Below are 11,752 nucleotides of genomic sequence, written 5' to 3'. Positions count from 1 at the left end.
GGGGGGCGGGCAAGCATCTAATCTAACGCGGGCCCCTGTGACCCCGTTGCTAGGTTCTCCACAACCTCCCGCGCGGCGCTTAGGAGTTTCTCGACAGATTCGACCTCGCCGATTGTGACCCTGACGCCGTCATCGCCGAGTGCCCTGGCGACGATTCCGTGGCGCAGGAACACCTCGGCGACGGATGCCGCTGCGCCGGGAGCAGGGAACCACACGAAGTTTCCGTGCGGTTGCGGCACGGAGACTCCCGTCTCGGCCAGCCGCCGCCAGGCCTCGTCGCGGCGCGCCGAGAGCTCGCGGACCTGCTCGAGGAGTTCGTCCTCGTGATCGAGGGCGGCGAGCGCCCCGCGCTGTGCCGCCTCCGTGACGGACAGCGGGATCGCGGTCGTGCGCGCGGCACCCAGCACGACGGGGTCCCCGAGCGCGTAGCCGATGCGGAGGCCCGCCAGGCCGTAGGCCTTGGAGAAGGTGCGCAGTACGACCAGGTTGCGGTGGCGGTCGAGGAACTCCGGTCCGCGCACGGCGGAGTCGTCGCCCACGAACTCGATGTAGGCCTCGTCGAGCATGACGAGCACGTCGGCTGGCACCGCGGCCATGAGTCGCTCGAACTCCTCGCGGGTCACGATGGTCCCGGTGGGGTTGTTGGGGGAGCAGACGATTACGGCGCGGGTGCGCGGGGTGATCGCGGCGATCATGGCGTCGATGTCGTGCCCGTGGTCCGCACGCAGTGGCACCATGACACTCGTCGCACCGGCCACCGTCACGAGACCCGGGTAGGCCTCGAATGACCGCCACGCGTAGACCACCTCATCCCCCGGCCCTGCGACGGCGGAGATGAGCTGCGCCAGCACGGCAACGGAACCCGAGCCGACGTGCACCCGCTCCGTGTCGATGCCATAGCGCTCGGCGAGCCTCGCCCGCACGCCGCCCGCGAGGGCATCCGGGTAGCGGTTGGGTTCGGTCGCCGCGATCGCCGCCATGACCGCCGGATGCGTCGGGTACGGGTTTTCGTTCGATGACAGCTTGAAGGCATCCGCCGGCGCCGGCTTGCCCTGCTGGTAGGCGACGGCCTGCAGGATCTCGGGGCGGATGCGGACGGGGCTGCTCTCGGGGTGACTCACGTCGTCAACTCTATTGTTCGGTGGCCAGCTGCTCCCCGTCAGACCCCTGGATATCATTGCCTCGCCGGGTGGGCACTGGGATAGTGGAGCCATGCTCTTTCTCGTGCGACTCCTCATCAACGCCTTCGCCCTTTGGCTGACAACACTCATCGTCGCGGGCGTGCATGTCGTCTCGTTCGAGCCGGGCGACACGACGGCGACCGTGCTGACCTTCCTTCTCGTGGCGCTCATCTTCGGCATCGTCAACGGCGTCATCGGCAACCTGATCCGCATCGTTGCGTTTCCCCTCTACATCCTCACGCTCGGGCTGATCTCGTTCGTCGTGAATGGGCTGCTCCTCCTGCTCGTGGCGTGGATCTCCGAGGGGATCGGCTTCGGCCTCGTCGTGGACGGCTTCTGGTGGGGCGTGCTCGGGGCTCTTGTGCTCGGCTTCCTCTCCTGGCTCATTTCGATCGTCGTGCGCCCCGCGGTGGGGCCCAGCGCGCGGCGCTGAGGCGCTAGTCCTCCTTGCGCCGGGCCAAGTACCGCTCCGAGGAGACACCCACGGCCCCCTTCGTGAAGTCCCTGGTCTGGTCGACAAACGACGCCACGCGGTCTTCCTTTGCGTCATCGAGCAGGGCAGCTGTCTCCTGGTAGCGCGCAAGTTCATGCGCAGGCAGCACAGACGTCGTGGGGATGTCGCCGTCGCCGAACAACGATCGCCGCACGACGATCGTGTCGGGGTCGCGGTGCACCCCTCCTAGGGCGGTCACGATGTCCTCCTCGTGCTCGAGCGCGAGGTACAGCACATCGTCGGGGATCGGCAGCTCTCCCGTCGGGCCGCCGACCGTGAACACCGAGTGCACGGCGAAGTCACTCGAGTTAGCGATGTTGAGCGCCGCCATCGCTCCCTGCGAGTACCCCGCGATCTGGATGGGGTTCTCCGGCGTCACGCCAGCCTCCTTCAGCGCCAGTTCGACAGCCCGGGTCACCGCTGCGGAATCCCGGGAGAAGGGCGAGCTCTCCCCCATACCGGCGAGGTTGCTCGTCATGTCGAAGGGCTCGCTGCCGGGATGCAGTCCGCCCTCTTTCGTGCCGCCCACGTAGACCACGAAACGGTCCGGCCCCTCGGGCACCTCATAGCGCTCGATCGTGATCTGCGAGTTGCTCGACGGTATCCGCTTCGCCTGCTCCGCAAGCCCGGCGGGAGCCTCGACCAGGGTGCTGTGCTTGGTGCGGACGACCGTCACTGGCGTCTCCCGGGCTAGCCCGACGCCCCGCAGGGCATTCGTCACGACGACCGCTGACGTCGAGAGACCCACCACGCCGAGCACGTCACTCAGCAACCAGTGGACGTCCCTGCGCAGTTGAAGCGCCCCCGAACCGAACTCGTCGACGCTCGAGACTGCGAGCCGCACGATGTCGACCAGGCGCGAGTCATTCAGCACTCTGGGGTTCTGCGCCACGAGGTCGAGAAGTGCCTCGCGGCCGTGCTCAGGCGTAACGGCCCATGTCGCTGCCGCGCCCAGCGCGGTGGGCGTCAGCCACGCGAGCAGGAATGGGTAGGCGCCGCCAAGTCGTCGCGCGACTTCGCCAGCCGCAAGGCGCATGAGTTCTCGCGACATCTGCTCTGCCGCGCCGTAGACGTTCGCGGTGGCGTCTAAGGCTCCCGCGATGCCCTCTGCCTGCGCCCGTACAGAGCGGAGCATGGCATCACAGTCATCGAGGGCCTGGCTGGCGGTTGCGGCAGAGATCGGCGCGTCGGCGGCGACGAGGACCCTGTCGCTCAGGGTGCGATCGAGGAATGCCAGGTGGAAGCTGGTGCCGCCGGCCACAGAGGCAAAATCGCGAAGCTGCGCCGCATCGCTCGAGATCTCCTCGGTCGACACCTTCACCCTGCCGCCGCCGTAGACGGTGAGGTCGTCGCTCATCGCGTTCCCACTGTCGTCATTGCACGCTCGGTCGCGTCGAGCGCGAACTGCAGCTTCTCGATCGCGGCGGTGACCTCGATATGCAGCTTGACGAGGCAGATCGAGTACGCCTCTCGCGCGAGCCCCCTCCATTCGTGCCATTCCGGGGTGGGCAGCTGCGCCCTGGCTTCGATCAGTTGGCTGAGCTCGGAAGCGATGATGTTCTTCTGCATGGCGAGGAGTGCGTCCACGCTGCTCCTTTCGTGGGGATCGGGTCGGTGTCCGAGCGTCGCAGGACCCCGGGGGACGCAATGCGTCTCGTCGGAGCGCAGGGGAGAGCCGCGGCATCCGTCGCCTGGGGAGGAAGCCCGCTGCTGCGGCCCGACGAGAACTGCGAGACAATGAGCGGCATGAGCTTCGATCGGCCACTTGACGATTCGGCGCTCTTTCGTATCTGCTTCGTGTGCACGGGCAACATCTGCCGCTCTCCCATGGCCGAGACCGTGTTCCGCGACATCGTGAGCAAAGCGGGATGCGACTCGCTCATCTCCGTCACGTCGGCGGGCACCGGCGACTGGCATGTTGGGGAGCGCTCCGATACCCGCACCCTGACGGCGTTGAGCGAGCACGGCTATGACGGGGCGTCGCACCGGGCGCGGCAGTTCGACCCGGACTGGTTCCAGCACTTCGACCTCGTGGTCGCCTTCGACCGCAGCCAGGAACGCATCCTCAAGAACTGGGCGCAGACCCCCGCCGACCGCAGCAAGGTGCACCTGCTGCTCAGCTTCGACCCCGACGAGCATCTCGTCGATGTTCCCGACCCGTACTATTCCGACGCGGCCCTGTTCGACAGGGTGCTGAGGATGATCCACCAGGCAAGCGCGGCACTGTTCCGCCAGATAGAGCCGGCCCTCCGGCGAGGAGTTTCATGACCCCCCTACCCCTCCAGCCCCTCAGCCCCCTCGACGGTCGCTACCGCGCCGCCGTGAGCGACCTCGGGGAGCACCTCTCCGAGGCGGGCCTCAACCGGGCACGCGTACAGGTCGAGATCGAGTGGCTGATCTTCCTCACCGATCGCTCGCTCTTCGGCTCGGCGCCGCTCGGCGAGGAGCAGAAGGCCGCGCTGCGCGCCGTCGTCACCGACTTCGACCAGGAGGCGATCGACGCGCTCGCCCGCGAGGAGGCCGTCACCCGCCACGACGTCAAGGCGGTCGAGTACTACGTGCGGGCGCAGCTCACACGCCTCGGCCTCGACAGCATCGCCGAGCTCACGCACTTCGCGTGCACGAGCGAGGACATCAACAACCTTTCCTACGCGCTCACGGTGCGCGCGGCTCTCGAAGACGTGTGGATGCCGCGGCTCACGACCCTCGTCGACACGCTCTCGGCGCGCGCCGAGCAGCACCGCGACGTGCCGATGCTCGCCCTCACCCACGGGCAGCCCGCAACGCCCACGACGATGGGCAAGGAGCTCGCGGTCTTCGTGCACCGCCTGCGCCGCGTCATCCGTCGCATCGATGCCGTCGAATACCTTGGCAAGTTCAGCGGCGCGACGGGCACCTTCGCGGCGCATGCGATCGCGGAGCCCAGCCTCGACTGGCCAACCCTCTCGCAGCAGTTCGTGGAGGGACTCGGCCTCACCTTCAACCCCCTCACGACGCAGATCGAGTCCCATGACTGGCAGGCCGAGCTCTACCAGGCCATGAACCACGCGGGCCGCATCCTCCACAACCTGTGCACGGATGTCTGGACCTACATCTCGATGGGCTACTTCACGCAGATCCCGGTCGAGGGGGCCACGGGTTCCTCGACGATGCCGCACAAGATCAACCCCATCCGTTTCGAGAACGCGGAAGCGAACCTTGAGATCGCGGGGGCGCTGCTCGAGTCCCTCGCCCAGACGCTCGTGACCTCACGGCTGCAGCGCGACCTCACGGACTCGACGACGCAGCGCAACATCGGTGTCGCGTTTGGCCACTCCCTGCTCGCGATCGACAACATCCAGCGCGGGCTCGCCGAAATCAACCTCAACGAGGCGCGGCTCGCATCCGACCTCGACGGCAACTGGGAGGTGCTCGCGGAAGCGATCCAGACGGTCGTGCGTGCCGAGGTCACTGCCGGCCGCAGCTCGATCAGCGATCCCTATGCGCTGCTCAAGAAGCTGACGCGCGGCAACCGCGTCGACCAGGCGCAGCTCGTGGAGTTCGTCGACGGACTCGACATCGGCGACGAGGCGAAGGCGCGCCTGCGGGGCCTGACCCCGCAGGACTACACGGGACTCGCCTCGAAGTTGGTCGACCGGCTCAACGACTGAGTTCGACACGAGGGTCGAGAGTTGGCGCGAACGCTCCAAGCGGGAGCGCCAGTTCTCGGCACTCAGAACGCTCAGCGCTCAGCATTCGACACCGTTGGCCGAGCGGATGCGCACCCGCTCAGTGCAGCGTGGGGCCCTGCTTGCGGTCCTGGTCCTCGAGGTCGCTGAGTTCCTTCTCGTCGGGCTTGATCGCCATCGCGAGGAGCGCGAGTGTCATCAGGGTAAGGATGAAGACTGCCCCGAAGCCGATGATCGCGACGATGGGGTCGCGCGTCGTGGCGAGGGCGACGATTCCCGAGAAGAGGGCCAGCACGGCCGCGATCGCGAGGTACTCGTAGGGCCGCATGACGTCTTTGCGGCTCGGCTGGCTCATCGTGTTGCTCCTGTGCTTGGGGGTGTGGCGACGGCGGTCTCGCCCTGCGCCCACTTCAGTGAGAATGCGGCGATCATGAGGTAGACGCCGAGGATGATGCCGTAGGCGCCGATGAATCCGACGACGGCGATGCTGTCGAGGGGCGCAATCAGCAGCACGAGCGCGAAGACGATCGTGCCAGCGCCCACCGTGATCCACTCACGGCCGACCGTTCGCCGGGTGCGGATGCCCGCATACAGTTCGAGCGCGCCCGTGAGCACCGCGAAGAGCGTGGCAAGCAGCAGGAGCGAACCGAGGCCGGCACCCGTGAATGCGAGCGTGAGGGAGATCGCACCGATGAGGGCCGAGAGGACGCCCTGCCCCGTCAGCATCCGGGAAGCCGTCCGGTCAGCGACCCGTCCGCGCCCGAGCAGCGCGATGACGAGACCACCGGCGAGGCCGAGGGCGCCGAGTGCGATCAAGCCGACGCGGGGGGAGTGGTCGGCGAGGAAAGTCACAGCGAGACCCACCGCGAGCGCAACGACGGCGCGCGAGAGCGGCACCGGCCAATAGGCGGCGGTGACGGCCTTGGCTGTGGCCGGGTTTTGGCGTGATGACACGGGGCTTCTTCCTGCGGGCGGGGACCACGCCAGTCTACCGGCGCACGACTGGGGCTCCTCCGCGTCCCTCAGCCGAGCGCTACGCCTGCTCGTCCTCCGGATTCACGGGTGCCGGCCCGCCGTAGCCGCCGCCCATCTCGTCCTGGCTGTTCTCGACCGTGTTGTCGCCGGGCTCATCGAAGTTCTCAGGGGTCTCCGGCTTCTCGTTCTTGTCGCTCATGCTCGGCTCCTTGTCTCCCTCAACCGGACGGGTTTTCAACGGGCGTGCCTTCTTCATCGGTCTTGGTCTCGGGGTCCACGTCTGGCGCGACCTCCTTGACCTCGTCTTTGTCGAAGCCTTCGCGATTCTCCTTGTCCATGGCTCCACGCTCGTCCCATCTGCCCGGGCCTGCAAGCTCCTGTCAGGAGACTCCCTGCAAGGGATGTCGCGGTCGTCAGCGCAGCGGAGTCCAGCCGGGTGGCAGGGGGCCGTCGAGCACGGCTCGTTCGGTGTCAGCAGCCGCCGACCAGCCTTGCGCGGCATCCTTCGCGTCGAAGCCGCCGCGGGCGACGCGGAACCCGAGGTCGTCGTGGTGCATCCCGGGCGCCCCGCCTCGACGCACCGAGGCGCGCACGCTCCACGAATCGTCAGCGAATCCTCCGCCGCGAAAGACGCGATAGGAGCCGTACCGTGCCGGGTCGAGCAGATCCCAGCACCACTCCCATACGTTGCCGAGCGTGTCGAAGAGGCCATTGAGGTTCGGGTGCTTCCCACCCACCGCTTGCGGATTCGTCACGCCGTCGGCGCTCGTCCAGGCGATCTCCGTGAGCGGGCCGTAGTGCGCTCCCGTCGAGCCGGCGCGGCAGGCGTGCTCCCACTCAGCCTCGGTCGGGAGCCGGTAGCCATCGGAGTCGACATGCCACATGACATCCTCACCGTCGACGGAGTAGGCGGGGTCGAGCCCCTCCCATTCGGATGCGGCGTTGCAGAAGCGGATGGCGCGGAGCCAACTGACCTCAACGGCGGGACGTCGTGGGTGGTGGGCAGTCTCGCCGAGCAGTTCCCCGAGCTGCGCCTCGGTGACGGGATAGACGCCGATATCGAAGGCTTCGAGGTCCACGCTCCAGCGCACCTTTTGCCGCGCATCGTGCATCATGACGGTGCCAGCGGCGATGGGCGCCATCTCGATGTCCACTTGCGTTCGCCTCCTCAGCCCTGATGCCAATTCCCAATCTCAATCCCCCGGAATTTCGAACGTGCGTCCGCGCCCTACGCGCCGTCTACGCTCGCCTCAGGTTGCGCCGTCATCTCAGGTCACCACACAGGCCCGGATCACCATGATGTCCCCGCATGAGCTTGTCGTAAGTTGACACTCAGCAACTTATGTACGTACTGTGTGTGTACACGAAGGAGAACCCGAATGTCTGAGTCTGCGGCCGACACCCGGCTTGCCAAGAATCAACGGATCAACTTGCGCGCGACGGACCGACAGGAAAACCTACTCCGTCGGGCTGCTGAAGCGACCGACCACACACTAACCGAGTTCATCCTTGGCAGTGCGGTGGAACATGCAGAGCGTGTTCTGGCCGACCGTCGGTGGTTCATTGCTACCGAGGAACAGTTCGAAGAGTTCAGCCGAATGCTTGATCTGCCACTGCCGAAATTGACTAAATTCGAGAAGCTCTTCTCTAGACCAACGGTTTTTTCGGACGACGTGTGACCCGCTTTAGCTCGCCTCGGAAACTTCAGAAGAGTGATAGGCGTGAAGGGTTTAGTAGCGGAGCGCCCGAACTTGACGACTGGTTCGTGCGGTTCGCCTGGGAGAATCAGGCAGCGAACAACGCAACTACATACGTCACATACCATGGTGAGCGAGTGGCCGGCTTCTACTCGGTCACCATGGCTGCAGTCGCCCAGGACAATGCGCCCGAACGACTCGCTGCTCGCCGACCTACGCAGATCCCGTGCATACTTCTGGCGCGGCTGGCAGTCGACACTGAGTTCAAGGGCAACGGTCTCGGTTGGAGTCTCTTGCGCGACGCCCTCCGTCGCGCATATCAGATCAGTGAGAGCATCGGCGCGGCTGCAGTTCTAGTCCATTGTCGCGACGAGGGAGCGAAGTCGTTCTATCTGTACCACGGTGATTTTCTTCAGTCCCCAGTGGAAGAACTCCACCTCATGGTGCCAATGAAGGCGCTCCGGCGTTATGCCGAGTGAGGTGGGACTGCGGCTTCGAAGTCGCGCAACCAATCTGAAATTGACTGGAATCGCACGCGCGGTTGTCCCGAGAATAGGCTTTGCGGCTCCCAGAGCCACGCGCTTGCGTCCGCCATTCGGTTCGCTAATCGCTTAGCCTGCGCTCGCGCGCCGGGCAAGTCTCGCTGCACGAGTGAACAGGTCACCAAGTTCGCGAGCCGTATCCCGATCGCGTCACTGTCCTTCGGTATCTGGATATTGTCCAGTATCGAGCGTGCCGCTGCAGGATCCTGAATGATGAGACAAAACGCATATGCCAACGCGAAGTGAACCTGCTGAGGCTGAGCCTCGTGGAACCGCCTTGCCATTCGCAGCGCCGTGTCGTACTGACCGCCGTCTAAGAGAGTCGCGAGAGACGCGATGGACGATTCCCCGAGTTTCCTCTCTTCGAAGTCGTCCAGATAGGGCTTCGTGATCTTCGAAGTCACGGCTTCGACCAGAGTGCCACTGGTGACTGTCCGCTCCGTCAGAATCTCCGCGGGTACTCCTGAAACTTGTGCAACAGCCTCCGAGTTCGCGTTAAACGCCAGCTCCCAATTAAGTGACGAGTAGCTCCAGTCCCGCGGAAAAGTGCGCGTGAAGCGATCGATGATCCACAACGTCGCATCACGACCGCCCATGAGGACGAGATCTTTCGGATGACGCTCAACACGAAGGTAGCCGTCGATGCGCCAGCCCACGATGTGGGCGATCGCGGCCTCCCGAAGCCACGCTTCGGCTCGACCCCCAACCGCACCCGCGATAGCGACTGAGGCGACATGAGCTGGTAGCTCCTGTCGATGACTGGCGAGCGCTTTCTCACCATCGAGGAGATCCACCCATGGCTGCAGCACGGCCGGAATGGTCGTATCGGTGCCCAGAGTGCCCGCGCACCAGAACATGGAAGCATCGCGAATGATCTTCAAGACCAAGTCGCGCGCGAAGCCCGTGCGCACTAGCGCGTCGGCGCTGAGCCCGCGCTCCCCAAGCCTGGCCAACGCTGTAGTAATGGCGATCGAGCGCCATAACGGATCTCGAGTCGGCGGCGTGAGGAGCAGGTCTCGGGCAGTTCTGAGCAAAGCACTGGTACTCCAGTTTGCACTCGGCTGCGACAGTTGAAGACTCAGCCGCTCTTTACCGGCGTCGAACTCCGCCGCTTGTCGTAAACGAGCCTGCTCTGCAGCGTGTTCAGTAGCCGCGGTCCGGCAGTGACCGCTCCCGCCACAGAATTCGTGATCTCGACTGTCACACTCGGCCGCGATGCGCTCGACGAAGAGGAGATAGCTATCAACCATGGCGTCGTCTCTACCTAGCTCTGCAGCAAGCTAAAGCGGGTGTATGGCGAGCGCTGGCAGCACTCCATGTCCGTGCTCCACAGTTCATCGTGCCCATCACTGCCTGAAACCCCCTTGCCGCTCGCATTCGGACCATAACTTACATCGGAGCCATGTCGGTGAAGCGCGAGAAGTGGCCCTGGAACGCGACCGTGACCGTGCGGGTGGGGCCGTTACGGTGCTTCGCGACGATGAGGTCGGCCTCGCCCGCGCGCGGGTTCTCCTTCTCGTAGGCGCTCTCGCGGTGGAGCAGGATGACCATGTCGGCGTCCTGCTCGATCGAGCCCGATTCGCGCAGGTCGCTGATGGCGGGCATCTTGTCCTGGCGCTGCTCGGGACCACGGTTCAGCTGGGAGAGGGCGATGACGGGCACCTGGAGCTCCTTCGCGAGCAGCTTGAGTGCTCGCGAGAACTCACTGACCTCCTGCTGTCGCGACTCGACCTTCTTGCCCGAGGTCATGAGCTGCAGGTAGTCGATCACGACGAGCTTGAGCCCGTACTTCTGCTTGAGTCGGCGGCACTTGGCTCGGATCTCCACGAGCGTCATGTTGGGGCTGTCGTCGATGTAGAGGGGAGCGTCGTTGATGCGTCCGCGGGTTGAGGCAATCGTGGTCCAGTCGCGAGAGTCGACCGTTCCCTTTCGCATGCTCTGCAGGGGCACGGCTGCCTCGGCCGACAGGAGGCGCATCGCGATCTCCGAGCGGCCCATCTCGAGGGAGAAGACGATCGACGGCATGTTGTGCTTGATGGATGCCGCGCGCACGAAGTCGAGCGCGAGCGTCGACTTACCGAGCGCGGGGCGGGCGGCGACGATGATCATCTGCCCGGGGTGGAAGCCGTTGGTGAGGTCATCGAGTTCCGAGAAGCCCGTCGGCACACCCGTCATGGAGCCGTCGCTGCCTTTTGCCGCCTCGATCTCGTCGATGGCCGTCTCGACGGCCACGGTGAGCGGCACGAAGTCTTCTGCTTCGACCCCGCCGGTGACGTTGTAGATCTCGGCCTGTGCGTTGTTGACGAGGTCGACGACCTCGCCCTCACTCGCGTAGCCCATCTGCACGATGCGCGTGCCGGCCTCGACGAGCCGACGCAGCACCGCCTTCTCGGCGACGATCGCAGCGTAGTAGCCGGCGTTCGCAGCCGTAGGCACGACGCCCGTGAGGGTGTGCAGGTACTCGGCTCCGCCGGCACGGCCGATGAGTCCCGTCTTCGTCAGCTCATCCGTGACCGCAATGACGTCGGTCGGCTCACCGTGGGAGTAGAGGCTGAGGATCGCATCGAAGATGATCTCGTGCTTGGGGATGTAGAAGTCCACAGCCCGCACAGACTCGATGACGTCGGCCGTCGCATCCTTGCTCAGCATCATGCCGCCGAGGGCGCTCTGCTCGGCAAGGAGATCGTGAGGCGGAGTGCGCTCGGAGGAGCGCGGGTCGTCGGGTCTCTCGGTCGACGAGCCAGCCAGCCCCAGGTGGGCTATAGACATCGTTCACCTCTCGTTGTTCTCTTGCGTCCCAGTCGTAGCGCAGACTGCCGACATCCTCGGCACCGTGGAGCCAAGGGCGGATGTTTCGGGTGCGGGGCACGCGCCGTGGCACTCCCTCGTGGCGGGTTGGGTGCATCCCGCCGACCAAGGCTAGGAAGCCCCATCACGCGCCACAAGCCACCCTGTGGATAACCCTGTGGGAAACCGGGGAGAAACGCCGTGCGACGTGTGCACAAGTTGTGGACGGACCTGTGGGAAACTTGCGAATCCACCCCGTGAAACCCGCTCTGATCTGGCCTTTTTCTTTTCACACCATGTGTGTAAAAAGTTGTTTAGAGTTCGGGTTGAGGGTTTGGAATAATCCACACCCCGGCTGTTGAAAGTGCTTGACACGGGGGCGCGAAACCCGATACAAAACGCCCCGGCT

14 protein-coding genes are annotated in these 11,752 nt (G+C 65.2%); 5 read left to right on the top strand and 9 right to left on the bottom strand.

Annotated elements, in window-relative coordinates; genetic code table 11:
- Nucleotides 1-17: 17 nt before the first annotated feature.
- Complete coding sequence (locus tag FVA74_RS00170; protein ID WP_240792256.1) at nt 18-1,121, bottom strand: histidinol-phosphate transaminase; 1,104 nt, start codon at nt 1,119-1,121, stop codon at nt 18-20.
- A 91-nt stretch (nt 1,122-1,212) separates the two neighbouring features.
- On the opposite strand from FVA74_RS00170, the gene FVA74_RS00165 reads away from it, so the two are divergent.
- Complete coding sequence (locus tag FVA74_RS00165; protein ID WP_147719773.1) at nt 1,213-1,614, top strand: phage holin family protein; 402 nt, start codon at nt 1,213-1,215, stop codon at nt 1,612-1,614.
- 4 nt (nt 1,615-1,618) lie between these two features.
- Here FVA74_RS00165 and FVA74_RS00160 read toward each other — a convergent pair whose 3' ends face one another.
- Together FVA74_RS00160 and FVA74_RS00155 are read right to left on the bottom strand one after the other, a co-directional pair.
- A complete protein-coding gene (locus FVA74_RS00160) occupies nt 1,619-3,031 on the bottom strand; it encodes a hypothetical protein (protein WP_147719772.1) in 1,413 nt (470 codons plus the stop codon).
- A complete protein-coding gene (locus FVA74_RS00155; protein ID WP_147719771.1) occupies nt 3,028-3,261 on the bottom strand; it encodes a hypothetical protein in 234 nt (77 codons plus the stop codon). The genes FVA74_RS00160 and FVA74_RS00155 overlap by 4 nt, the downstream gene beginning before the upstream one ends.
- Before the next feature lie 159 nt (nt 3,262-3,420).
- Here FVA74_RS00155 and FVA74_RS00150 point away from each other — a divergent pair, with 159 nt between their 5' ends.
- Complete coding sequence (locus tag FVA74_RS00150) at nt 3,421-3,942, top strand: low molecular weight protein-tyrosine-phosphatase (protein WP_147722983.1); 522 nt, start codon at nt 3,421-3,423, stop codon at nt 3,940-3,942.
- The gene (gene purB, locus FVA74_RS00145) at nt 3,939-5,324 is read left to right on the top strand and encodes an adenylosuccinate lyase (RefSeq protein ID WP_147719770.1); all 1,386 of its coding nucleotides are present in this window, start codon (nt 3,939-3,941) and stop codon (nt 5,322-5,324) included. The genes FVA74_RS00150 and purB overlap by 4 nt, the downstream gene beginning before the upstream one ends.
- 118 nt (nt 5,325-5,442) lie before the next feature.
- Here purB and FVA74_RS00140 read toward each other — a convergent pair whose 3' ends face one another.
- The 4 genes from FVA74_RS00140 to FVA74_RS00130 all read right to left on the bottom strand — a co-directional run bounded on the left by FVA74_RS00140 (nt 5,443) and on the right by FVA74_RS00130 (nt 7,459).
- Nucleotides 5,443-5,697 (bottom strand): hypothetical protein, encoded by a 255-nt coding sequence (locus FVA74_RS00140; protein WP_147719769.1) that lies wholly within the window; start codon nt 5,695-5,697, stop codon nt 5,443-5,445.
- Entirely contained in the window at nt 5,694-6,296 is a 603-nt protein-coding gene (locus tag FVA74_RS00135; RefSeq protein ID WP_147719768.1) for a hypothetical protein, read from the bottom strand. Before FVA74_RS00135 ends, FVA74_RS00140 begins: the two co-directional genes overlap by 4 nt.
- 79 nt (nt 6,297-6,375) lie before the next feature.
- A complete protein-coding gene (locus tag FVA74_RS13495) occupies nt 6,376-6,516 on the bottom strand; it encodes a hypothetical protein (RefSeq protein WP_168220000.1) in 141 nt (46 codons plus the stop codon).
- A 214-nt stretch (nt 6,517-6,730) separates the two neighbouring features.
- On the bottom strand, nt 6,731-7,459 hold the full coding sequence (locus FVA74_RS00130) for an SUMF1/EgtB/PvdO family nonheme iron enzyme (protein ID WP_147722982.1): 729 nt from the start codon (nt 7,457-7,459) through the stop codon (nt 6,731-6,733).
- A 237-nt stretch (nt 7,460-7,696) separates the two neighbouring features.
- Here FVA74_RS00130 and FVA74_RS00125 point away from each other — a divergent pair, with 237 nt between their 5' ends.
- Together FVA74_RS00125 and FVA74_RS00120 are read left to right on the top strand one after the other, a co-directional pair.
- Nucleotides 7,697-7,996 carry a DUF1778 domain-containing protein gene (locus FVA74_RS00125; protein WP_147719767.1) on the top strand — a complete coding sequence of 100 codons (300 nt, stop codon included), beginning with the start codon at nt 7,697-7,699 and terminating at the stop codon, nt 7,994-7,996.
- The gene (locus tag FVA74_RS00120) at nt 7,993-8,493 is read left to right on the top strand and encodes a GNAT family N-acetyltransferase (RefSeq protein ID WP_147719766.1); all 501 of its coding nucleotides are present in this window, start codon (nt 7,993-7,995) and stop codon (nt 8,491-8,493) included. The genes FVA74_RS00125 and FVA74_RS00120 overlap by 4 nt, the downstream gene beginning before the upstream one ends.
- Here FVA74_RS00120 and FVA74_RS00115 read toward each other — a convergent pair.
- Complete coding sequence (locus FVA74_RS00115; RefSeq protein ID WP_147719765.1) at nt 8,481-9,806, bottom strand: hypothetical protein; 1,326 nt, start codon at nt 9,804-9,806, stop codon at nt 8,481-8,483. The genes FVA74_RS00120 and FVA74_RS00115 overlap by 13 nt on opposite strands.
- A gap of 139 nt (nt 9,807-9,945) precedes the next feature.
- On the bottom strand, nt 9,946-11,325 hold the full coding sequence (dnaB, locus tag FVA74_RS00110) for a replicative DNA helicase (protein WP_147719764.1): 1,380 nt from the start codon (nt 11,323-11,325) through the stop codon (nt 9,946-9,948).
- Nucleotides 11,326-11,752: the final 427 nt, after the last annotated feature.

This window comes from Salinibacterium sp. dk2585 (assembly GCF_008001035.1).
Classification (GTDB): Bacteria; Actinomycetota; Actinomycetes; order Actinomycetales; family Microbacteriaceae; genus Homoserinimonas.
This window is presented reverse-complemented; position numbering and strand designations above follow the sequence as displayed.

What these genes read in the sequence shown, in the direction of transcription:
- FVA74_RS00140 (WP_147719769.1), bottom strand. Translation starts at nt 5,697, where the DNA reads ATGAGCCAGCCGAGCCGCAAAGACGTCATGCGGCCCTACGAGTACCTC.
- FVA74_RS00130 (WP_147722982.1), bottom strand. Translation starts at nt 7,459, where the DNA reads ATGGCGCCCATCGCCGCTGGCACCGTCATGATGCACGATGCGCGGCAA.
- purB (WP_147719770.1), top strand. Translation starts at nt 3,939, where the DNA reads ATGACCCCCCTACCCCTCCAGCCCCTCAGCCCCCTCGACGGTCGCTAC.
- FVA74_RS13495 (WP_168220000.1), bottom strand. Translation starts at nt 6,516, where the DNA reads ATGAGCGACAAGAACGAGAAGCCGGAGACCCCTGAGAACTTCGATGAG.
- FVA74_RS00125 (WP_147719767.1), top strand. Translation starts at nt 7,697, where the DNA reads ATGTCTGAGTCTGCGGCCGACACCCGGCTTGCCAAGAATCAACGGATC.
- FVA74_RS00115 (WP_147719765.1), bottom strand. Translation starts at nt 9,806, where the DNA reads ATGGTTGATAGCTATCTCCTCTTCGTCGAGCGCATCGCGGCCGAGTGT.
- FVA74_RS00160 (WP_147719772.1), bottom strand. Translation starts at nt 3,031, where the DNA reads ATGAGCGACGACCTCACCGTCTACGGCGGCGGCAGGGTGAAGGTGTCG.
- FVA74_RS00150 (WP_147722983.1), top strand. Translation starts at nt 3,421, where the DNA reads ATGAGCTTCGATCGGCCACTTGACGATTCGGCGCTCTTTCGTATCTGC.
- FVA74_RS00165 (WP_147719773.1), top strand. Translation starts at nt 1,213, where the DNA reads ATGCTCTTTCTCGTGCGACTCCTCATCAACGCCTTCGCCCTTTGGCTG.
- dnaB (WP_147719764.1), bottom strand. Translation starts at nt 11,325, where the DNA reads ATGTCTATAGCCCACCTGGGGCTGGCTGGCTCGTCGACCGAGAGACCC.